21 protein-coding genes and 1 pseudogene are annotated in these 20,542 nt (G+C 61.5%); 13 read left to right on the top strand and 9 right to left on the bottom strand.

Annotated features, from left to right (window positions below; translation table 11 throughout):
* Positions 1 to 86: 86 nt before the first annotated feature.
* Positions 87 to 758, top strand: coding sequence for a GntR family transcriptional regulator (locus RPF88_RS31855; protein WP_013525211.1), 672 nt, complete (start codon positions 87 to 89; stop codon positions 756 to 758).
* 39 nt (positions 759 to 797) lie between these two features.
* Positions 798 to 1,226, top strand: a complete 429-nt coding sequence (locus RPF88_RS31850; RefSeq protein WP_337124039.1) for a hypothetical protein — start codon at positions 798 to 800, stop codon at positions 1,224 to 1,226.
* Between the two features lie 33 nt (positions 1,227 to 1,259).
* Here the strand turns inward: RPF88_RS31850 and RPF88_RS31845 are convergent, their stop codons facing one another.
* The 3 genes from RPF88_RS31845 to RPF88_RS31835 form a co-directional block, all read right to left on the bottom strand.
* Complete coding sequence (locus RPF88_RS31845; RefSeq protein WP_064994965.1) at positions 1,260 to 2,450, bottom strand: ROK family transcriptional regulator; 1,191 nt, start codon at positions 2,448 to 2,450, stop codon at positions 1,260 to 1,262.
* 141 nt (positions 2,451 to 2,591) lie between these two features.
* On the bottom strand, positions 2,592 to 3,614 hold the full coding sequence (locus RPF88_RS31840) for an SIS domain-containing protein (protein ID WP_027161991.1): 1,023 nt from the start codon (positions 3,612 to 3,614) through the stop codon (positions 2,592 to 2,594).
* Positions 3,615 to 4,538 carry a BadF/BadG/BcrA/BcrD ATPase family protein gene (locus RPF88_RS31835; protein ID WP_337124038.1) on the bottom strand — a complete coding sequence of 308 codons (924 nt, stop codon included), beginning with the start codon at positions 4,536 to 4,538 and terminating at the stop codon, positions 3,615 to 3,617.
* A gap of 137 nt (positions 4,539 to 4,675) precedes the next feature.
* On the opposite strand from RPF88_RS31835, the gene RPF88_RS31830 reads away from it, so the two are divergent.
* From RPF88_RS31830 to RPF88_RS31780, 11 genes and pseudogenes are all read left to right on the top strand, one after another.
* Positions 4,676 to 5,926, top strand: a complete 1,251-nt coding sequence (locus tag RPF88_RS31830; protein WP_337124037.1) for an extracellular solute-binding protein — start codon at positions 4,676 to 4,678, stop codon at positions 5,924 to 5,926.
* Position 5,927: 1 nt separating this feature from the next.
* Positions 5,928 to 6,863 carry a carbohydrate ABC transporter permease gene (locus RPF88_RS31825; protein ID WP_027161988.1) on the top strand — a complete coding sequence of 312 codons (936 nt, stop codon included), beginning with the start codon at positions 5,928 to 5,930 and terminating at the stop codon, positions 6,861 to 6,863.
* 59 nt (positions 6,864 to 6,922) lie between these two features.
* On the top strand, positions 6,923 to 7,708 hold the full coding sequence (locus RPF88_RS31820; RefSeq protein WP_442921316.1) for a carbohydrate ABC transporter permease: 786 nt from the start codon (positions 6,923 to 6,925) through the stop codon (positions 7,706 to 7,708).
* 29 nt (positions 7,709 to 7,737) lie between these two features.
* A complete protein-coding gene (locus RPF88_RS31815) occupies positions 7,738 to 8,670 on the top strand; it encodes a 3-keto-5-aminohexanoate cleavage protein (protein WP_337124035.1) in 933 nt (310 codons plus the stop codon).
* 11 nt (positions 8,671 to 8,681) lie between these two features.
* The gene (locus RPF88_RS31810) at positions 8,682 to 9,761 is read left to right on the top strand and encodes an ABC transporter ATP-binding protein (RefSeq protein WP_337124034.1); all 1,080 of its coding nucleotides are present in this window, start codon (positions 8,682 to 8,684) and stop codon (positions 9,759 to 9,761) included.
* Positions 9,727 to 11,121: pseudogene (locus RPF88_RS31805) on the top strand (ATP-binding protein); the annotation flags it as partial. The gene RPF88_RS31810 and the pseudogene RPF88_RS31805, both read left to right, overlap by 35 nt.
* A gap of 226 nt (positions 11,122 to 11,347) precedes the next feature.
* Positions 11,348 to 12,094 (top strand): hypothetical protein, encoded by a 747-nt coding sequence (locus RPF88_RS31800; protein ID WP_013525202.1) that lies wholly within the window; start codon positions 11,348 to 11,350, stop codon positions 12,092 to 12,094.
* Between the two features lie 80 nt (positions 12,095 to 12,174).
* Positions 12,175 to 12,789, top strand: coding sequence for a hypothetical protein (locus RPF88_RS31795; protein WP_245268673.1), 615 nt, complete (start codon positions 12,175 to 12,177; stop codon positions 12,787 to 12,789).
* Between the two features lie 181 nt (positions 12,790 to 12,970).
* Positions 12,971 to 14,308 carry a glycosyltransferase family 9 protein gene (locus RPF88_RS31790; protein WP_337124033.1) on the top strand — a complete coding sequence of 446 codons (1,338 nt, stop codon included), beginning with the start codon at positions 12,971 to 12,973 and terminating at the stop codon, positions 14,306 to 14,308.
* Positions 14,309 to 14,344: 36 nt separating this feature from the next.
* On the top strand, positions 14,345 to 14,698 hold the full coding sequence (locus tag RPF88_RS31785; protein ID WP_013525199.1) for an ArsR/SmtB family transcription factor: 354 nt from the start codon (positions 14,345 to 14,347) through the stop codon (positions 14,696 to 14,698).
* Entirely contained in the window at positions 14,695 to 15,183 is a 489-nt protein-coding gene (locus RPF88_RS31780) for an SRPBCC family protein (protein WP_013525198.1), read from the top strand. The genes RPF88_RS31785 and RPF88_RS31780 overlap by 4 nt, the downstream gene beginning before the upstream one ends.
* A 311-nt stretch (positions 15,184 to 15,494) precedes the next feature.
* On the opposite strand, the gene RPF88_RS31775 is transcribed toward RPF88_RS31780, so the two are convergent.
* From RPF88_RS31775 to RPF88_RS31750, 6 genes are all read right to left on the bottom strand, one after another.
* Positions 15,495 to 16,238: an amino acid ABC transporter ATP-binding protein gene (locus RPF88_RS31775; protein WP_127415983.1), complete on the bottom strand. Its 744-nt coding sequence runs from the start codon at positions 16,236 to 16,238 to the stop codon at positions 15,495 to 15,497.
* Complete coding sequence (locus RPF88_RS31770) at positions 16,235 to 17,209, bottom strand: amino acid ABC transporter permease (protein ID WP_337124031.1); 975 nt, start codon at positions 17,207 to 17,209, stop codon at positions 16,235 to 16,237. Before RPF88_RS31770 ends, RPF88_RS31775 begins: the two co-directional genes overlap by 4 nt.
* Positions 17,210 to 17,268: 59 nt before the next feature.
* A complete protein-coding gene (locus RPF88_RS31765) occupies positions 17,269 to 18,102 on the bottom strand; it encodes a transporter substrate-binding domain-containing protein (RefSeq protein ID WP_127415985.1) in 834 nt (277 codons plus the stop codon).
* Positions 18,103 to 18,233: 131 nt separating this feature from the next.
* Entirely contained in the window at positions 18,234 to 18,620 is a 387-nt protein-coding gene (locus tag RPF88_RS31760; RefSeq protein ID WP_337124029.1) for a carboxymuconolactone decarboxylase family protein, read from the bottom strand.
* Positions 18,613 to 19,443 carry an alpha/beta fold hydrolase gene (locus RPF88_RS31755; RefSeq protein WP_127371476.1) on the bottom strand — a complete coding sequence of 277 codons (831 nt, stop codon included), beginning with the start codon at positions 19,441 to 19,443 and terminating at the stop codon, positions 18,613 to 18,615. The genes RPF88_RS31760 and RPF88_RS31755 overlap by 8 nt, the downstream gene beginning before the upstream one ends.
* Positions 19,443 to 20,516, bottom strand: a complete 1,074-nt coding sequence (locus RPF88_RS31750) for an LLM class flavin-dependent oxidoreductase (RefSeq protein ID WP_127367613.1) — start codon at positions 20,514 to 20,516, stop codon at positions 19,443 to 19,445. Before RPF88_RS31750 ends, RPF88_RS31755 begins: the two co-directional genes overlap by 1 nt.
* Positions 20,517 to 20,542: the final 26 nt, after the last annotated feature.

Below are 20,542 nucleotides of genomic sequence, written 5' to 3'. Positions count from 1 at the left end.
ATCTTATGGTATACCATGCTATGGAGCACCAAGTACCTTGTCAACCGGGCATGGAATCTGTTTTCGTGGCGGTCAGGAGCCAAGACATGCCAGACGACACCCTTCGCATCGACCGCAGCGCCAAGACCTTGAGAACGCTGGCGCTGGAGCGCATGCGCGAAGCCATCATGGATTTCCACTTCCAGCCTGGCGAAAGGTTGGTCGAGCGGCCGCTTTGCGACCAGCTTGGCGTCAGCCGTTCCGTCGTGCGCGAGGTGCTGCGGCAACTGGAGGCCGAGGGGCTCGTGCAGATGATCCCTGGGCACGGGCCGGCCGTAGCCAGGCCGGATCTCGGCCGCACCGACGAGATCTATGAGTTGAGGGCACTGCTTGAAGGCATTGCGGCACGCGCCTGCGCCCTGTCGGCCACCGGCGAGCAACTGGCAACGCTCGAACGCGCGCTGGCGGACTTGTTCGGGGCATGGGCGTCGGCGACGCCGCCGGCAGTGATGCGGGCGACGACGAAATTCTATGAGGCGCTGTTCGAGGCCGCCGACAAGCGTGTCGCCTGGGAAATCGTCAGCGGGCTGAATGTCCGAATCAATCAGCTTCGTTCGATGACCATTCTTTCGGAGAACCGCCGCGAGCCTGCGATCAGCGAGATGAACGAGATCATGGACGCGATAAGGTCGCGCAAGCCCGATGAGGCGGAAGCGGCGGCACGGCGACATGTCGAATCGGCTTGGCAGATCGCTCGAGATAAACTTCGCCTGGTCTAGATCCCGGTGAGTTCAGCCTATCCAACCCGTCGAAGGGCCTTGAAGAAAGTGTCTGCTTCCGGGCAATTGAAAAATGCAACTTTACGACTGAGATGGGGCGCAAAGCTGCCGTCCGCCTTCGAGCCTGGAACTGGATGCCCACTCGATCGTTTAAATAGCATATATTCCATTGAAATTTCTCATGAGGAGGAGCGCATCGAGCGAGCGCTCGACCGCGTTGCGGAGATCATCGTCGCACCTAGTGACCAAGGCGAGGAATGGCTTCCTTTATACGACCACCTAGAACGAGCGATGCAGGATCTTCAGGCGAAGGAAAAAAGTCTCGTCGCAGTACGTGGGCGCGCCAAACGAGCGCAGGGCCGAGCGAAAGCACGTTCCCGAACACCGCAAGAAACGAAATCCATATGGCTCTCTCTCTCGTCCGTCAGGCGCTTCTTTGGCGCGATGAGCGCCAGCAATGCTCAGTGACGAGGAGGTATTGTCCTCCACGATACACCACCTCTAAGGCTCCACGTTTGACGTTGGGGGCAGCACCACAGCCGGGTGGCGCCCTTCGCGCAGCATCAGCCCGAGAGTGTAATCAACCGCCAGCTTCACGGCACCCAGCGCGGTCCCGTCGTCCCCCAGGGAACTGACGGCGATCCGTGTCGGCCACGCAAGCTCTGCCGCGACACGCTCGACGTTTTCCGTCATCAGCGGGTTTCTGCCGACACCGCCGCCAAGCACGATCAGGCCAGGGTCGAGTATGCCGATACAGCCAGCGGCCAGCCTGCCGATATCGGCGGCATGGCGCGCGACAGCCGCCACCGCCGGTGCTGAGCCCTCCAGAGCACGCGCGAACAGATCCTTGGCCGAGTCGGGCGGCGCGCCTTCCCCAGCGGGCCAGTCGACACGGCAGCGCTCTATTAGCGCCCGAGAGCCGAGATAATGTTCGAGCCCTTCACGATAGGGCGTCTCGCTGGCCGACCATGGAAACGGCATGCGGCCGATTTCGCCGGCCGCACCACCGGCGCCGCGAAACAAACGCCCCTCGGTGATGAAGCCGAGGCCAACCCGCACGCCGACCTGCAGAAAGGCGAAGGTCTGGTGGCCTTGCGCGGCACCAAAATGCATCTCGCCAATAGCCGCGCAGTTGACGTTGTTTTCCAGGACGATCGGCACCTCGATGCTGCGCCGCAGCAGGCCAAGCACGGCGGACGGCCCCCCGGGCCGGTCGAAACGATCATTGGAGACGATGCGCGGCACCGCCACCGCAATGGCGCGCAGCGCGCGAAAACTCTTGGCCACCTTGGCCATTGTGGCACGAGCGACCGACAGCACGACGGCGCCGACCGCGTCGGCATCGCCGGCTATCGTTTCCGGGATCGGTTCTTCCACCGACGCCAGCTTCTGCGCATCCATCGAATAGGCGACGGCGCGCACCTGGGCGGCGCCGACATCGATGCCGATCGCGTAGCCGGCACCTGGACCGATGCCGTAGATCGTCGCCGTGCGGCCAATGGCGCCGCGCTCAATCCCACGCGAGGCGACGAGGCCGAGCGCGCTCAGCTCCGACACCGCCGCCGACATGGTAGGCTTCGACAGGTCGAGCATGGCGCCGAGCTTTGGCCGCGTCACCGGCCCGTGCGAGGCAAGCAGGCGCAGCACCGCCCGGGCGCTGTCGGTCAGATTGGGGATTTCCGCAGCCGCCATCTCAGCCGTTCGACCTTTGCCTGAAATCCTGTCTCCGGTCGGCGAAAGCGCATTCGCTGCCCCGACTCGAAAGCCATATCCTGTCCTCAATGCCTCATTGCTGACCGGTTTGGCAATTTCCGCGATGTCCGGACAAGGACGTCAGACTTCGGTCGGCGACCACGGCTTCAGCTTGGTATCGGTCTGGCGGTAGCGGAACACGATGTCGGTGAGGCCGGCCGCGTCCTGCATGTCGCCGACAATGAGCTGGATGGCGATGATCTCCAGTATGGCATCAGCGATGGCGTTGCCGAGCGCGGGAATCGAGATCACCACCAGCCTGTCGGCTGGAGCGACATCGCTGCGCCGCGTCACCAGCACCGAGGGGCAGCCCAGCGCCGCAAGATCCTGCGCGATCTTCACCTCGCGACCGTCGCCGATGGCGATCAGTCCGGTCGCCGCATCCTGCGATTCCATCGGCCCGTGCAGATAGTTCAGCGTGTCCCATCCCGATGCCGGCACCCGCACCGCCTCGCGTATCAGCATCGCCGCCTCGCCGGCATTGGCGAAGCCGACACCGGCGGCGACGATGTCGATGGATGTTCTGCCCTGCAGCAGCCGGGCCGCCTGCCCGGCAGCGCTTTGCGCACCGGAAAGGACGGTGGCGGCTGCAGGTGACAAAGTCGTCCAGTCGAATCTGTTGCCGGCGAGCCTGTCGATCAGCATGCCGAGCGCCAGCAAGGTCCCGGTATAGCCGGTGGAGCTTGCGCCATTGTCGGCGCCAGAATCCGTGGCAAGCACAGCACCAGTCAGATCAGCCAGCGGATTGCCGCTGCCACGGCAGACCGCCAGGCGCGGCGCGCCCGACGCCTCACGCATGACGTCGTAGATTTCGCGGCTCTGCCCGGAGGCCGACAGCGCGATGAACGCATCGGCGGCTGCATCCGTCCGGCCATAGAGATCGGTCGGGGTATAGGCAAAAGCCTTGATACCGGAGGCGCGCAGATAAAGCGCACCGGCCAGCGCCGCCTGATAGCTGGCGCCGATGCCGGCAAGCCCGATCGTCTTGCCGGCAAAAGCGCCGAGATCGAGGTCGTCAAGCGACGAGGCCACCGAACGCCGGCCGATTTCGAGACTTTCCGTCTGGCGCGCCACCGCCGGGCGATAGCCGATACGCTTCATCATTCAAACCGCTCCAATTCCCGAAGATTGGCCCTGACCGACCAGCAGTCGTCTCGCCAAGGCGACCGCACCCAGCACCGGCGGCTCGCGCAGCAGCAGCACCTGGCTCGACGGCGAGACCTTTGCCATGGCCTCGACGAATGCCGTCATCAACATCGGCTGCTCCGAGATGACCCCGCCGCCAGCCACGACAAGGGCGGGATTGGCGCCGCGTTCGATCAAGAGTTCGACCAATGCGGCCAACCCTGCCCCGCCTTCGCTGATAACACGGATAGCCAGAGCCGAGCCGGCGATCGCCGCGTCGAATACGGCATTGGCATAGCGGCCCCAGACCGCGGCACCACGCGTTTCGTTGAGCAGGATGCCAAGCTTGGTCTGGTCGTCTGTACCCAGTTCGCGCATCAGCCCGGCAATCAGCGGGTCACCATTCTGGCCCCGGTCGAGGCTGTGCCGGATTGCTTTCGCCGCCTCGCGCACCAATGCCGGCGCGCTGCCCTCGTCGCCAAGGATCCAGCCCCAGCCACCGGCTGCCAGCATCTTGCCATCGGCCGTGCGTGCCACCGCGATCGAGCCTGTGCCGGAGACGACGCCGATGCCGTCGATATAGCCAGCGGCAGGAACCATCAGCTCGGCATCGTTGACCACCTGCACCGCACCACCGGTCCTGCTTGCCAGCAGCGCCTGGAAGCGAAGGCATTGTTCACCCGTGTCGCAGCCATGCGCGCCAACGGCCAGCACAGCGGGCGCGACCCCGCCGCACAATCCCGCGACGATCCCAGCCAGTGTCTCGGCATCAGTCTCCATCTGGCGAATGCGCCAGCTCTCCGTCACCAGCACCTCGTCGGCGATGCGCTCGCCCTGGCACGCCATGATGCGCGTCTTGGTGCCGCCTATATCCACGCCTGCAATGATTTTCTGGGTCACCATATCCACCGCGCAAGCCGGGCTGCCGCGTCCAATCCACGTTAGTTAGGAAACTTTACAAACTATCTTTCCAGACGGCAAGAACTATGATTTGATAATCGTCGTAAAAAGCGCATCAAGCGCGATTGGGAGATTGCAACATGAGCAGGAGAAGGATTGGGCTGGCCCTCGCGGCCGCGTCTTTCGCATGGGGATTGGCAGCCAGCGTGGCGCATGCCACCGACATCTCGTTCTGGACCTGGCGCCAGGAAGACAAGGCCGCCTACAACGAACTTTTCGCCGATTTCACCAAGGCCAACCCGGACATCCATGTGAAGTTCGAGTCCTTCCCGGACGAGAACTATCCGACGATCGTCTCGACGGCCTTGGCCGCCGGCAAGGGTGGCGACGTCATCCACACCCACGCCTATGGCTGGCTCGAGCAGTTCGTGAAGGCCGGCTATTTCGAGCCGCAGGATCTGACCACGGTGCCTTCACTCGCTAACCAGCCCGCCGATGCGCTGGTGGCCGGCACCTACCGCGCCGACAAGAAGGTTTATTCCCTGCCCTTCGCCTCGCAGACGCTCGGCCTGTTCATCAACAAGGACGTCTTCGCCAAGACCGGGTTGACCCCGCCGACCACATGGGATGAGTTCATAACCGTCAGCAAGGCGCTGAAGGACAAGGGTATTTATCCCCTCGCCAACGGCATGGGCACAAGCTGGTTCAACGAGATGTTCGTCGCCATCTTCACCAACCCGTTCCTCGGCCAGGATTTTGTCAGCGACCTGACGTCGGGCAAGACCACCTTCAAGGACCCGCGCTATGTCGCCGCACTCGGCAAGCTGCTCGAATTGCGCGACTACATGCCGCCCGGCTTCGAAGGTATCGACTATGACACCGCCGGCCAGCTGTTCATCAGCGGCAAAGCGGCGATGCTTGCCGGCGGCAGCTTCGACATCGCCAGCTATCGCACCCAGAACCCGGCCATCAACATGGACTTCGTCGCCCCGCCAGTGGTCAAGGCCGGCGATACGCCGCAGGTGACCAAGTTCTTCGACGGCGGCTATGCGGTCAACGCCAAGTCGGCCAACAAGGAGGCCGCGCTCAAGCTGGTCAACTGGATGGGCACAAAGGAGTTCGGCGACAAGTTCTCCGCTCTGCTCGGCAACATCTCGCCGATCAAGGGCGTCGTCATCAAGGACGAGCTTCTCGCCCATGTCGCCAAGTTGAACGAAACCGCCATGCCGCATATCAATGTCGTCTACTTCCGTTTCGAGAAACCGACGGGATCGGAGCTGCTGCAGGGCGACATCACCAAGATGATGTCGGGTTCGATCACCCCGGACCAGCTGGCCGCCGACCTGACCAGCGGCCTCGCCAAATGGTACAAGCCTTTCCAGGGCAAGTGACATGAACAGCGGCCGGCGCCACACCACAAAAGCCTTTCCGTGGCGCCGGTCACTCTGGATCGCGTCCCTGCTGACACCGGCCCTGGTGGTCATGGTGCTGTTCGTGCTCTGGCCGCTGCTCTCAGCCTTCCGCCTTGCCTTCTATGAGTTCAACGGCTTGCAGCCGACCGGATTCATCGGCTTCGAAAACTTCCGCAAGGTGCTGTTTGAACAGCCTTACAGCGACTGGACCTGGAATGCGCTGAAGCACAACATCATCGCCTTCGTGGCGCTGATGGTGTTCGAGAACGGCACCGCTTTCCTGCTCGCCTATGCCTTGCTGAAGGCGCTGCCCGGCCACCGTATCCACCAGGTCATCGTCTTTCTTCCGGTCGTGCTGTCGGCGGTCATCGTCGGCTTCCTGTGGAAACTGTTCCTGCATCCGCTGTTCGGCCTGGTGAACCAGACGCTGGCGCTGGTCGGCATCGGCGCCATACCGTGGCTCGGCAACGAACACACCGCACTCGGCAGCGTCCTGTTCGCCAACGTCTGGCACTGGCTCGGCTTCCCCACCCTGGTGCTGCTGGCCGGCATGCAGCGCGTCAGCAAGGAAGTCATCGAGGCTGCCCGTCTCGACGGCGCCGGCGACTATGTGCTGATGACCAGGATTATCTGGCCGCTGATTGCGCCGAGCGTCACCATCGTCACCATCCTGACCTTCATCGGCAGCTTCAACTGGTTCGAAATCCCCTATGTCATGGCTGGCCTCACCGGTTCGCCCGGCGGCGCGACAGATGTGCTCGGCCTCTATTTCTACCGCACCGCCTTCGGTTCGACGACGACCGGGATCCAGGATTTCGGCCAGGGCAGCGCGCTGGCCGTGATGATGTTCATCATCGTTGCAGGCGTCACTGCAATCGCGCTTCGCTACCTGCGCCGTCGCGAGATCGAGCTGTGAGCGCGACAGCCCGCACCGGGCAACCCGCCGAGTTGCTGAAGAATGGCGCCATCCAGCTGATGCTGGCGATCAACGCCGTCATCATGATCTATCCGCTGTTCGTCATGGTGATGTCGTCGTTCAAGACCAACGCCGAAATCTTCAGCTCGCCCTTCGCCCTGCCGGCGCACTTTTCGCTGGCCAATGCCGAGCGGGTGTGGAGCGAAACCAATTTCGTCCGCTACCTCGCCAATTCCGTCGGCATCACCATGGCCGCGGTGGCGCTGATCCTCCTGTTCAGCACCATGGCCGCCTATGCGATTGCCCGCTACCAGTTCAGGCTGAGCGCGCTGGTGCTGATGTTTTTCCTCAGCGGCATGACGGTGCCGCTCAAACTGGCGATCATTCCGCTGTTCATCCAGCTGGAGTCGCTTGGGCTGGTCGACAGCTATGCCGGCCTGGTGCTGGTCTATGTCGCCATGGGCATTCCCTCAGCGGTGTTCATCATGACCGGCTTCCTCCGGACCTTGCCGCGCGAACTGGAAGAGTCCGCACGCATGGACGGCGCCAGCGAATTTCGCATCATGCGCTCGATCATGCTGCCGCTGGCGCGGCCGGCGCTGGTCATCGTCGCCATCCAGAACGCCGTTCCGATCTGGAACGACTTCTTCTTCCCGCTGGTGCTGATCACGTCGGACAATCTCAAGACGCTGCCGCAGGGCCTCACCGTCTTCGTCGGCGAGTTCACCACCGACTGGGGCGTGCTGTTCACCGGACTGACACTGGCAGCGCTGCCGATCACCCTGCTCTACATCGTGCTGTCGAAGCAGTTCATCTCCGGCATCACCCAAGGCGCGGTGAAATAGCTGCGGTCAAATAGACGAGGATTCTTCAAGTGGCGAACCAGAACAAGATCATCATCACCTGCGCGGTTACCGGCTCGATCCACACGCCGTCCATGTCGCCGCATCTGCCGGTGAGCGCGCAAGAGATCGCCGACGCCGCGATCGGCGCGGCCGAGGCCGGTGCGGCCATCGTCCATCTGCATGCGCGCAACCCCGCCGACGGCCGGCCCGACCAGTCGACCGAGGCGTTTGCGCCCTTCCTGAAGGTGATCAAGCAACGCTCGGACTGCGTCATCAACATCACCACAGGCGGTGCCGCCACAATGAGCGTCGAGGAACGGGTCAAGCCGGCGGCGACCTTTGCGCCGGAAGTTGCATCGCTCAACATGGGCTCGATGAATTTCGGCCTCTACCCAATGCTGGAGCGCTTCAAGACCTTCGAGCATGAGTGGGAACGCCCCTATCTCGAAGGCTCGCGCGACCGCATCTTCCGCAACACCTTTGGCGACATCGAGCACATCCTGCGGACCTGCGCGCAAAACGGCACGCGTTTCGAGATCGAGTGCTACGACATCGGCCACCTCTACACGCTCGCGCACTTCGTCGAGCGCGGCCTGGTCAAGGCGCCGTTCTTTGTCCAGAGCGTGTTCGGCATACTGGGCGGCATCGGCACCCATCCGGAGGATGTCGCGCATATGAAGCGCACCGCCGACCGGCTGTTTGGACAGGACTACCACTGGTCGGTGCTGGGCGCCGGCCGCAGCCAGCTGCCGATCGCCACCCAGGCCATCGCGCTCGGCGGCAATGTGCGCGTCGGGCTGGAGGACTCGCTCTGGATCGGCAAGGGCCAGCTGGCGAAATCCAACGCCGAGCAGGTGCTCAAGGTGCGCCAGATCATCGAGGGGCTTGGCGCCTCGGTCGCCACCCCTGACGAGGCGCGGCAGATCTTGCAGCTCAAGGGCGGCGACAAGGTCTCTTTCTAAGGAAAACACCAATGAGTGCGCTCACCATATCAGGTGTCGAGAAGGCCTATGGCAAGGCCAAGGTCATCCACGGCGTGTCCGTCGACATCGCGTCGGGCGAATTCGTCATCCTGGTTGGCCCGTCCGGCTGCGGCAAGTCGACCTTGCTTCGAATGATCGCCGGACTGGAAGACATCAGCGCCGGCGAGATCGCGCTCGAAGGCAAGATCATCAACGAGGTCGCGCCGAAATCGCGCGATATCGCCATGGTCTTCCAGAACTATGCGCTCTACCCGCACATGACGGTGCGTGAGAACATGGCCTTCGCACTGACGCTGAAGAAGACCGACAAAAGCGAGATCGACGCCAAGATTGCGCGCGCCGCGACGATCCTCGGACTGCAGGACTTGCTGGATCGTTATCCGCGCCAGCTTTCCGGCGGGCAGCGCCAGCGTGTCGCCATGGGCCGCGCTATCGTGCGCGACCCGAAGGTCTTTCTGTTCGACGAGCCACTCTCCAACCTCGACGCCAAGCTGCGTGTGCAGATGCGCACCGAAATCAAGGCGCTGCACCAGCGCCTGGGAACCACCATCGTCTACGTCACCCACGATCAGGTCGAAGCCATGACCATGGCCGACAAGATCGTCGTCATGAATGGCGGCATCGTCGAACAGGTCGGCGCCCCGCTCGATCTCTACGACCGGCCGGCCAATCTGTTCGTTGCCCAGTTCATCGGCTCGCCGTCGATGAACATCCTGGACGGCCGCACCACTACGGACGGTTTTGTCGCCAGCGACGGCACGGTATTTCCGCTGCCTGGGTTGGGACAGGGCGAAAGTGCGCTTGCCTGGGGCATCCGGCCCGAACATCTCAAGCTCTCAGACAGCGGCGTGCCGGCGGTGGTCGAAGTGGTCGAGCCGACCGGCGCGGAAACCCTTGTCATGGCCAAAGCCGGCAACAACACGCTGAGCGCGTTGCTGCGCGAGCGGATTTCCGTGATGCCGGGCCAGAAGGTTTTCCTGGCGCCGAACCTCACCCAGTTGCATTGTTCAACGCCAAGGGTCAGCGCATTATGCGGGTGCGGAACGCATCAAGGGTTATTCGGCAGATGAAATAATCGGCAGGCACTTTTCCCAATTCTATACTCTCGAGGACCGTGAGCGGGGCAGTCCGCAAAGTGCCCTGGAGATCGCCGCCCGTGAAGGGCGAGTTGAGCGCGAAGGCTGGCGTATACGCAAAGACGGCACTGCGTTCTGGTCCCACGTGGTCATCGACGCCATTCGGCACGAGGATGGCGAACTCCTGGGGTTCGCGAAGATCACACGCGACATTACGGAGCGGAAGAAGGCGCAGGAGTCCTTGGATCAGGCACGTGAGGCCCTTTTCCACTCCCAAAAAAATGGATGCGATCGGCAAACTGACGGGCGGCGTCGCTCACGATTTCAATAATTTGCTGATGGCGATTCTGGGTAGTCTTGAGCTGCTCCGCAAACGGCTTCCCGACGATCCACAATTGCTGCGTCTTCTCGACAACGCGGTGCTCGGCGCGCGACGGGGAGCGTCCTTGACGCAGCGCATGCTGGCCTTTGCCCGGCGGCAGCAACTCGATCCAAAGCCTGTCGATTTGATAGGGCTCATACACGGAATGAAGGATCTCTTGGAACGATCGCTGGGCTCAAGGGCGATCATAGAGACAAAATTTCCGCTCTCGCTTGATCGTGTGATGGTTGATGAAAGTCAAATCGAACTCGCATTGCTCAATCTGTGCGTCAATGCCAGGGACGCGATGCCTGGCGGCGGAACGATCGTCATCTCCACTCGGATGGAACAGGTCGGCGAAAGCAAAGAGGCTGGCTTGGCCCCGGGCCCCTACGTCTGCCTCTCGGTAGCAGACGCTGGCGAAGGAATGGACGAAGAAACACTAGCTCGGGCGACAGAACCGTTCTTCACCACAAAAGGCGTAGGCAAAGGCACGGGTCTCGGTCTGTCTATGGTCCATGGGATGACAGAACAAATGGGCGGGCGCCTGACGCTTAGGAGCCGCAAGGGAGCAGGAACGACGGCGGAACTGTGGCTGCCGGTGGCTACCGCGAGCTCGGAAGTCGCGCGCGGGCCGGATGTTCTTGCCGAGGAAGCCATTGAGACGGCGTCGCTGCGGATTCTGGCAGTGGATGACGATGCGCTGGTCCTTTTGAATACCGCGGCAATGCTCGAGGATCTCGGCCATACTGTCGCGGAGGCGCATTCTGCGGCGGCAGCCCTCAGGTTGCTGGAGGAGCAGCCGTTCGACCTCGTCATAACGGATCATGCTATGCCGAAGATGACGGGCCTGCAGCTATCGATCAAAGGCCAGTGGCCGAACGTACCCGTCATTATAGCAACGGGCTACGCCGAACTCCCGGGGACTCGCGACATCAAAATTTCAGCAAGCCATTCACGGAAAAGGAGCTAGCGAGCGCGATAACATCTGTTCGCTTTATTTGGGCCGCCGGCCCGGCCAATGTTCCGTCGAGCCAAACGAAATACCGTCGCTCACGGTTGCTTGACTCCGGCCTGACTGCAACAATATCCCGACTGTGGCGCTCTGGCCTTGCACGATCGCCATCGCGGCGGGTTGATCCATTTACCTGGGGTCTACCGCCAGCCGCGCAACCTTGCATAATGCGGGCAAACTCACTTCCAACTGCAGAGTTACACTATGATGCCAATCTACATCGGGTACGACCCACGCGAAGCCCGAGTCCTCGAGGTGGCGCGATGGAGCGCCTTCCGCCGGACAAGCACGCCGTTGCAGATCCACCCACTGGTGCTCAAAGACCTTGAAGCCCAAGGAATAATGAAGCGACCGATGGAGGTACGTGACGGTAGGCTCTGGTGCCCGATCTCCGAGGCACCGATGGCGACCGAGTTTGCCATATCGCGCTTTGCCGTTCCGTTTATGCGGCAAGGCGGCTGGGCCATGTTCTGCGATTGTGACGTTCTTTTTCTGCAGGATCCCGTCAAGCTGCTCGACCTGGTCGATCCTTCCTACGCGATCATGGCGGTTAAGCACCGGCAACGCGAGTCTGAAGCCGTCAAGATGGACGGACAAACGCAGACGTTCTATCGGCGCAAGAACTGGTCGTCGGTCGTTTTGTGGAATCTAGACCATCCCGCCAACAAACGACTGACGAACGAAATGCTTAATACGTGGCCCGGACGTGACCTCCACGCCTTCAAATGGCTCGAGGATCATGAGATCGGGGAGTTGCCTCTGGCATGGAACTACCTCGTAGGGGCGTCGGCTTCCGAACTCGACCCCGCCGAGGTGTCGCTGGCGCACTACACGCTCGGCGGTCCCTGGTTTGCCGGTTGGTCGGGCGCCACACAATGGGACGAATTGTGGAGCCGAGAAGAAAGCATTCTGCGTGCGTTTGAGGAAAATGCGGTTCAGATCCCCGCATGAAACCTCCGCTTTCGGATCTCTTGCCCGTGCTCTCAAAGCCCATCCTCCGCTTGCCCAGGCTCACGGGTCCCGTCTTGGTCATGGGATCGGCGCCGAATTTTCGCCTCCCGTACGGACATGATGCCGGTTGGGCGCTTGTAACCGTCAACGCTTCCCAGATTTTGGCGGAAACCTTTGGCCTCGCCGCTCCTGATATGGCGCTGATGCGTCGCGGCATTCTGGTTGGCCAAGGTGAGCAGGACTTCTACAAGCGTGACTTGCTAAAAGGGCGGCAGGCAAAGCATCTGATCGTCCCGATCTGGCCTGACGTGGAGGACAAGCTGAAAGCCGGCTGTCGCACCTTCGATTATCGTTACGACACCTTGCAGGCGCTTACCAGGTGGCAGCTTGCCAACATCGTCTGGCGGCTTAGCGGCAAATTTCACGTATCCCGCGGCTGGCACCGGAACATCTCCACGGGGGCTTTCGCTGTCATGCTTGCGCGTTTCGCCGGCTTCGCTCCGGTTGTGGTCAGCGGGTTTTCCCTGTCTCAGGCCGGGCATGGATACGATAGCCGAAACGCCTTCCGATATCATGCCGACGAAGATGCGGATTTGCTTCGGCGGGTGGCGAGAAGAGGCGAGCCCATCTACGCGGAAGATAGAGACTTCGCCAGAGAAAGCGGATTGCCGCTTTGGCAGGGACAGACGCCATGACCACGGCATCCGCAGACCGACAGGCCCCGGTTCCGCTCCTCCCAGGCAGCGAGCGCTGCGTGGGATTGCCTTTTTGTTTGTGGAACAAACGAGAGGTGCATGGGTCGGAGGTTCCAAGGCTGCCGATCCATCGATCACCACAAGCGGCACATGAGCTCTCTTGGACGTTTGTGCGCGCCCAATGACCAACATCCTGCCCCATCGTTTTGACGTGCTGAATATCTCGATGGCTGATCGGCTGGCTGTCAAATCCATTCTGGTTATCCAGGCGAAGTACATCGGGGACGTCATTCTGACCTCGGCGCTTATGCGAAATCTGCGCGTCGCCTACCCACACGCCATCATGGCCATGCTTTGCGCTCCTGGCCTGCGAGACTTGGTGGTCAGCCAGAGTATCGCAGACATAGCCATCGGATTCGACCCTCGAGGTGGTGGTAGAAGCCTAACCAGGCGCTTGAAGGAATATTCAAGCTTGGTCGCTGAGCTCCGCCGCCGAAAATTCGATCTCACCATCGATCTGACCGACTCGAAGACATCGAGGATAATACACAAGCTGATCGGCGCCCCAATGCGCGTCGGATACGATCCCCCCGAAGTGCCTCTAAAATCTTGGGAAAGTCAGCCTGCCAATATATTTGCTGAAACCTTCGGCCAGGGAGGCGCGCATTACCTGTACCGATATCTTTCGCCGCTGAGAGCGCTCGGGATAACGTCGAGTGAAGTGACACCGAGGCTTGAGCCCACATCCATCGGACGAGGCGCTTCGACCCAGATTCTGGCTCAGAGCAATCTGAATGCAAAAGCTTTCGTCGCGGTGCACGCCGGAGCAAGGTTCGAAGGGCGGTGCTGGCAACCTGAACGGTTCGCCGCAGTGATCGATGAGGTTTATGAAACGACGGGCCTGCGGTCACTGCTGATTGGCGGACCTGACGAGAGCGCAATCGCGCAACGTATCCTGAATGTGGCGGTCAACCCGTTGGCAAGCGTTGTTGGCAAAGCCTCGCTTGAGACACTAACAGCATTGCTTGCGGACGCGTTTATCTTCCTGGGAAACGAGAGCGGCCCAATGCACTTGGCCGCATCGGTCGGAACTCCAGTTGTGGGCCTCTACGGGCTCACTCCCCCAGATGTCTGGGGGCCAGTTGGCGTGCCTTACCGCACGGTTGAGCCGCCATTGCCTTGCCAGTGTGTTGCTCCCCATTTGTGCAAACCCAACAACCCGGGCGGCGTCTACTGCGTGCACCGATTGCCCGTTGCCAAGGTCGCTCAAGCAACACATGAGTTGATAGAGGCGGTGAGACAACAGGGGAATGCATCCGTCAATTCACCTTTCTCCCGGCGGCGACGCGCTGATCCTCCCATCGGCTCAGGATCGGAGCCGGTTGCAGTAATGACCTCAGCATCGGCTGTCCGGGTCCTTGGCAAGATCGTCCTGCAACGCTCTCATCGGCTCGCGCTTTTGCATGCGCCGCGGCTCGCCCGGGAGGCGCGACGAGACGGGGCCGCCAAGGCGGCTTAATCAGAGTCAACGGGCCGCCCGTCGACTACTCCAAGGTTGACATGGAAGGCCCGTCGATTTAAGTTCGCGTTAGTGGCCACTAACGCGAACTACTGGACTGCGCTCGGAGATTCGACGAGACGAACGATCTTCGAACTGTTGCTCGAACAGCCTTGTTCGGTCAGCGGACTTGCTCGTGCGCTGCCTGTAACCAGACCAGCGGTCTCTCAGCACCTGAAGGTACTCAAGGAGGCCGGGCTTGTTGCCGACACGCGCTCGGGCAAGGAAAGCATATATCGTATCGATCCCGGCGGCCTGGCAAGTCTGCGCGCGGAAGTCGATCAGTTCTGGAGCAAGACCCTGGCGGGCTACAAACTAGCCGTCGAGCCTCCAAAGAAGGACCAGGTATGAGCAAGCATCCTGCTACCGAGCCTGTAAGGCACTCCGTCGTCGTCGAGGCATCTATGGCGCGTGCCTTCAAGGTCTTCACCGAGGATTTCGGCAGGTTCAAACCTCGCGAGCACAATCTTCTCAAAGTGCCCATTGCTGAGACGATCTTTGAAGCCTGGGTTGGGGGGCACGTTTACGATCGCGGCGTCGACGGCAGCGAGTGTCGCTGGGCTCGTGTATTGACTTACGATCCGCCGAGCCGGCTGGTTCTGAGTTGGGATATCAACCCGCGGTGGCAGATTGAGACCGACCTGAACAAGACCAGCGAATGGGAAGTCCGGTTCACGGCGGAGACGGAGAACCGGACCAGGGTTGAGATCGAGCACAGGAATTTCGAGCGCCACGGCGAAGGCTGGGAGAGCGTGCGCGGTGGGGTCGATAGCGATCAAGGCTGGCCGCTGTACCTGCAGCGGTTCCACGATCTTTTCACCGGTCGGGCGCCCTGACGCCGTGCCGCGATAGCCAAGGACCAGATGCCGAACGGCACGTTCCGCCAAGTCGCATTGCAGGTTCATGACGGTACAAGCGCGCCGCTGTTTGTGGTAAAAGCGACGTTCGAGCTAATCCGCAACGAGCCTTATCCCGATCAGCAAGTGGGAGCCTAACCATCTTGCTGTTGAAAGCGCCCGACGCTTCCAGATGCGAGCGACGGCACGGGTGGAAGACTTGCGCTCCACCATAGCGGAGACCGTCCGCGTTATCGCTGAATAACTGACCCACTACCCTTACCGCCATTGGCTACGGCAAAATGTGCGTATCAGTGCTTCAGTATCTGGCTGAGAAACAGCTTGGTCCGATCGTGCTGAGGATTTCCGAAGAAGCTGTCCGGCTTGCCTTCCTCGACTATCTGGCCGACATCCATGAAGATGACGCGATCGGCCACCGCCCGTGCAAAGCCCATTTCATGAGTGACGCAAACCATAGTCATGCCGTCGCGCGCTAGCGCGGTCATCGTATCGAGCACTTCCGACACCATTTCCGGGTCGAGTGCCGATGTCGGCTCATCGAACAGCATCACCGCCGGCTTCATGCACAGGCTTCGCGCAATGGCGACGCGCTGCTGCTGGCCGCCCGACAGCTGGACCGGGAATTTGTTCGCCTGTTCGGGAATGCGCACGCGCTCCAGGAACTGCAGCGCGGTATTGCGTGCCTCGGCGGCGGAAACGCCCTTAACCCACATCGGCCCGGCCATGCAGTTCATCAGCACGGTCAGATGCGGAAACAGGTTGAAGTGCTGGAACACCATGCCGACATTGCTGCGCACGTCGGCGACGTTCTTCATCTTTGGGTGAAGATGGATGCCGTTGACGGCGATGTCGCCCTCCTGATGCGATTCGAGGCGATTGAAGCAGCGGATCAGTGTCGACTTTCCGGAGCCGGACGGACCACAGATGACGATGCGTTCGCCTTTGTGGACCGTCAGATTGATGTCCTTCAGGGCATGGAACTGGCCGTACCATTTGGAGACGGCCCTGGCTTCAATGATGGGTTCAGCGCTCATCGCACCTTGCTCCTGGCATAGTGCCGTTCGATGCGGGACTGGATCAGTTCGAGGCAGATCGACAGCATCCAGTAGATGAGAGAGGCCGAAATCAGCATCTCCATGTGCTGGAAGGTCTTCTGGCCCAGCGTGCGGGCAAGGAACATCAGCTCCCAGACGCCGATGACCGACACCAGCGAGCTGTCCTTGAGCATGGAGATGAACTGGTTGCCGGTCGGCGGAATGATGACCGGAAGCGCCTGCGGCAGGATGATCCGGCGCATGGTCAGCGAAAAGCCAAAACCCATCGAGCGCGATGCCTCCCATTGACCACGGTCGATGCTCTGGATTCCCGATCGGAAAATTTCGGTCATGTAGGCGCCGTAGCATAGCGAGAGCGCCAGGATGCCGGCGGGAACCGCACCGACCACGAAGCCCAGTTGCGGCAGGCCGAGATAGATCAGATAGACCTGCATCAGCAGCGGCAGGCCGCGAAAGAACGAGGTGTAGAAGCTTGCGATGGCATAGGCGAAGCCGTTGGTGGACAGCTTGGCTACGGCACCCAGTATGGCGATCAGGGAGGCGATGATGATGGAGACCGCAGAGACATAAAGGGTGGTGACGACGCCCTGTGAAATCAGGAATGGCAGCTTCTCCCAGATGAAAGGCAGGCTGAGATGGAAGGTTTCGAAGAAGGCAAGGAAGAGCAGCAGCAGTTCCAGCCAGACGATGGCGATCTGGACGCGCAGCGAGGCGAAGCCGATCAGGACGACATTGAAAACGAACAGCAGCGCGATCGTGAATGCGATGGCGAACCTGCCGTAGAGGCCGCTATGTGCGGGTTCGCCGATGACCGGGCGCATCAATTCGCCGAAGCTCGTCGACGTCAGGTTGAAGGCGAGGAAGATCGCAAAGACGACGCCGAACATCGTCGCCACAAACCACGGCTTGTGCACGAGGACTTCAGCTTCGACGGTATCGGGGTAGAGCATAGCCTGTCCCTTCGAATGGTCGGCGGCCCGCACAGGCGAGCCGCCAGCGAACGTCGGAACTACTTTACGACCGAGTAGTCGACCCCGTACCATTTCCTGGAGAGCGTGCTCAGCGTTCCGTCGCCTTTCATGGCCTTCACGGCATCGGCGATTCTGGCCGAGAATTCCGGGTCACCGTGTTCGATTGCGACAGCCAGGGGCTCATAAAACACCGGATCGCCGATCTGCTTGATCGGATAACCGGCTTTCACGGCATCGACGATGCTGGGCTGCGACGAGACGACGGCATCGAGCCGAACGCCGTCACCGACCCGCAGATCGTCGAAAGCGGTGGTGGAGTTCTCGTAGGAGTGCACTTCCTTCGGGTTGAGCTTGTATTCGAATGGCGGCGCACCGGCCGCGTCGAGCGTCAGATCCTTCTTGGCATAGGCTTCGAAGGTCGATGTCGTCGTCGCGCCGACAACCTTGCCATCCAGATCGCTCAACGATTTGGCCTTGCTGTCCTTGTGAACCGCAACCGCTGCTGGCGTGTAGTAGTAGACAGCGGGAAAATCGAAGATCTCGGCGCGCTTCTTCGTCGGCGTCATCGAGCCGACATGCATGTCCCAGCGGCCGACCCAGTTGCCGGCGGTGATGATGTCCCAGCCCGGTGTCACGAACTCGACCTTGACGCCGATGCGCTTGCCGATCTCCTTGGCGACATCGATGTCGAAGCCGTCCAGTTCGTTGCTGGCATTGAGGAAGGACTGCGGCGCCCAGTTGGCGTCAGTTGCGACCTTGAGAGTTCCGGCCGCCACGACACGGTCCAGCACCGCGCCGGCCTGAGCCGGAAGCGTCGTCAATGTCAGGGCAAGCGAAGCCGCCAATGTCGCCAATTTCAGAGATGTTTTCATGTGCACCGTTCCCCTTGTTGTTGTTGCCAATTTAGAAATGAGACTGCCGTCGCCGTCTTCCGGCGAGGCAGAGGAGGTTTGCCGCGCCGATTGCTCGGAACGAAGGTAAGCCGACGGTCGCGAAACGCTTGTCATGGCGTGTCGGCCTTTGCTTCGTCGCGCACCGCACGCGCGACACGGAAGGCCTCGACACCTGCCGGAACGCCGCAATAGACCGCGATCTGGATCAGGGCCGCCCGCAGCTCGTCGTCGCCAAGCCCGTTGCGCATCGCACCTCGAAAATGCACGCCGAATTCATGCATGCGCCCCAGTGCCGCAAGCATGCCGAGATTGAGCAGGCTGCGCTGCTTGAGATCGAGCGCGGCGTCAGTCCAGCATGTGCCCCAGCAATACTCGTTGAGTATGCCCTGGAGGGGACTGGAGAAGTCGTCGGCATTGCCGATTGCGCGGTCGACATAGTCGTCGCCCAGTACTTTGCGGCGGACTGCCTCGCCGGCTTTCTGCAATTTGCTATCCATGGCTGGTCGCCCCTGCCCGTCGTGAGTGGTCATTCAGGAAATCCGCAATCAGGCCAGCGACCGGCCCGGGCGCTTCGATCAGGATCGAATGCCGCAACCCCGGCAGGATCTCGAGCCGCGAGCCGCGGATCTGGTCGTGCATATGACGCGCCATGCGCGGGTTGGATCCCTGGTCGTCCTCCCCCGTCACGATCAGTGTCGACGACCTGATCTGGTCGAGGATGCCGCCGAAATCCGTCTCGGCCAGAACCCGGTAAGCGGCGGCGTAGCACGCAGGATCGTTCTCGGCGTCGCGCCGATGCAGCTCGGCGATCACATCCGGGTTGCGCTCCTGAAACTCCTCGGTCAGCCACCGCGAGAGCGACGCGGCATGGTGCGCACTCGGCTGGCTGGCGGTCAAAGCGGCGAGACGACGCAGAACCGCCTGCCGTTCTTCCGGCAAGCGCCCGGCGACGGTCGCCAGCAGCACCAGCTTTTGAAGCCGATCGGGATGGGTCAGTGCCAGGCGCTGGGCTATAAGGCCGCCCAGCGAGAAGCCGGCAAGATGAAAGCGCGCAAAGCCAGCATGATCGGCCAGCGCCAGCGTATCGCCGACGAAGTCATCAATCTCGTAGCGTCCCTTGATGCGCGCCGACCCGCCATGGCCACGTAGATCAAATGTGAGCACGGTGAACTGATCCGGCAGGCGAGCGACGACGCCGCTCCACGCTTCCAGATAGGAGCCGACGCCATGGATGCAGACCAGCTTCTGTGGCCCGTTCCCGTCGACACGATAGTTGAGCGCCACATCGCCGTGAACGAAGGAACCGGTCGCCATCGCCATCAGTGCCCCACCGCGACAGCCCTGGTGCGATCCCGCGTGGCGAAGTGCGGCATGACCTCATCGACGAACAGCCTGATCGTCTTCTTCTGCAGCTCGAACGGCAGGTTGAAGGTGAGTCCCAGGCAGTACTGGTCGACGCCCGCGGCCTCATAATCCTCGAGCTTCTCGATGATCTCGCCTGGGGTGCCAAACATCAGGTTCTTGCGGATGCTCTCTGGATTGTAGTTGTCCTTGCCCTTGACGCTTTCATAAGGCACAGCCTCGGGGAAACCGTTCTTTACCGTGCCGATGTTCTGGAAGAGGTTCTCGAAGGAGCGCCCGTAGTCGATGGCGTGGCGGACCGCGACTTCCCAGTCCTCCGGGCGATCGTAGATGCAGGTGCGGCGTTGCATCATCAGGCGTGGGCGCGGCACTTCCGGATGGTCGGCGACCGCCTTGCGAAATTTTTCGCCGAGCACGGCAATCTCGGCCGCGGGCGCTGAAAGCGGCGTCGACAGGATGTTGGCACCGATGCCTACGGCCCAGTCGAATGTGCCGGGGTCACGTGCCGCCACCCAGATCGGCGGATGCGGCGTCTGCAATGGCTTGGGCACGCCCGCGGCCAGCGGAAACTTCCAGTAGTGGCCGTCATGCGCATAGTCATGGGCCCACAGTTTCTTCACCGCCGGCACCAGTTCCTTGAGGTAGGCGACGCCCTCCTGCTGTGGCATGCCGCCGGCCATGCGGTCGAACTCGTATTGATAGGACCCACGGGCTATGCCGAACTCCAGCCTGCCGCCGGTCAGGTGATCGCAAAGGGCGGCTTCGCCAGCCAGGCGGATCGGGCTCCAGTACGGCGCCACCAGCGTCGAGGTGCCAAGCCGGATCTGCTGCGTGTGCTGCGCCAGCCAGGTCAGGGTCATCAACGGATTGGGCGAGATGGTGCACTCGATCGTATGATGCTCTGCCGTCCACAGCGTCTCGAAGCCGCCCGCGTCGGCCATCTGCGCCAGCTCGAGCAGATTGCTCTTCACCTTCGACATCGGCATGTCGGGCGAGAAGCGCTCCATGGTCAGCGACACTGCAAATTTCATTTCTGTTGTCCCGTCCTTTGTGGTCG

The organism is Mesorhizobium sp. ISC11 (genome assembly GCF_037162595.1).
GTDB classification, from domain to species: Bacteria; Pseudomonadota; Alphaproteobacteria; order Rhizobiales; family Rhizobiaceae; genus Mesorhizobium; species Mesorhizobium ciceri.
Note: the sequence above shows the minus strand (reverse complement) of the source record. Positions and strands in the feature narration are given on the sequence as shown.

Coding starts and splice junctions, on each gene's coding strand:
- RPF88_RS31855 (WP_013525211.1), top strand. CDS start 87: ATGCCAGACGACACCCTTCGCATCGACCGCAGCGCCAAGACCTTGAGA.
- RPF88_RS31845 (WP_064994965.1), bottom strand. CDS start 2,450: ATGGCGGCTGCGGAAATCCCCAATCTGACCGACAGCGCCCGGGCGGTG.
- RPF88_RS31840 (WP_027161991.1), bottom strand. CDS start 3,614: ATGATGAAGCGTATCGGCTATCGCCCGGCGGTGGCGCGCCAGACGGAA.
- RPF88_RS31835 (WP_337124038.1), bottom strand. CDS start 4,538: ATGGTGACCCAGAAAATCATTGCAGGCGTGGATATAGGCGGCACCAAG.
- RPF88_RS31830 (WP_337124037.1), top strand. CDS start 4,676: ATGAGCAGGAGAAGGATTGGGCTGGCCCTCGCGGCCGCGTCTTTCGCA.
- RPF88_RS31825 (WP_027161988.1), top strand. CDS start 5,928: ATGAACAGCGGCCGGCGCCACACCACAAAAGCCTTTCCGTGGCGCCGG.
- RPF88_RS31820 (WP_442921316.1), top strand. CDS start 6,923: ATGCTGGCGATCAACGCCGTCATCATGATCTATCCGCTGTTCGTCATG.
- RPF88_RS31810 (WP_337124034.1), top strand. CDS start 8,682: ATGAGTGCGCTCACCATATCAGGTGTCGAGAAGGCCTATGGCAAGGCC.
- RPF88_RS31800 (WP_013525202.1), top strand. CDS start 11,348: ATGATGCCAATCTACATCGGGTACGACCCACGCGAAGCCCGAGTCCTC.
- RPF88_RS31795 (WP_245268673.1), top strand. CDS start 12,175: ATGGGATCGGCGCCGAATTTTCGCCTCCCGTACGGACATGATGCCGGT.
- RPF88_RS31790 (WP_337124033.1), top strand. CDS start 12,971: ATGACCAACATCCTGCCCCATCGTTTTGACGTGCTGAATATCTCGATG.
- RPF88_RS31780 (WP_013525198.1), top strand. CDS start 14,695: ATGAGCAAGCATCCTGCTACCGAGCCTGTAAGGCACTCCGTCGTCGTC.
- RPF88_RS31775 (WP_127415983.1), bottom strand. CDS start 16,238: ATGAGCGCTGAACCCATCATTGAAGCCAGGGCCGTCTCCAAATGGTAC.
- RPF88_RS31770 (WP_337124031.1), bottom strand. CDS start 17,209: ATGCTCTACCCCGATACCGTCGAAGCTGAAGTCCTCGTGCACAAGCCG.
- RPF88_RS31765 (WP_127415985.1), bottom strand. CDS start 18,102: ATGAAAACATCTCTGAAATTGGCGACATTGGCGGCTTCGCTTGCCCTG.
- RPF88_RS31760 (WP_337124029.1), bottom strand. CDS start 18,620: ATGGATAGCAAATTGCAGAAAGCCGGCGAGGCAGTCCGCCGCAAAGTA.
- RPF88_RS31755 (WP_127371476.1), bottom strand. CDS start 19,443: ATGGCGATGGCGACCGGTTCCTTCGTTCACGGCGATGTGGCGCTCAAC.
- RPF88_RS31750 (WP_127367613.1), bottom strand. CDS start 20,516: ATGAAATTTGCAGTGTCGCTGACCATGGAGCGCTTCTCGCCCGACATG.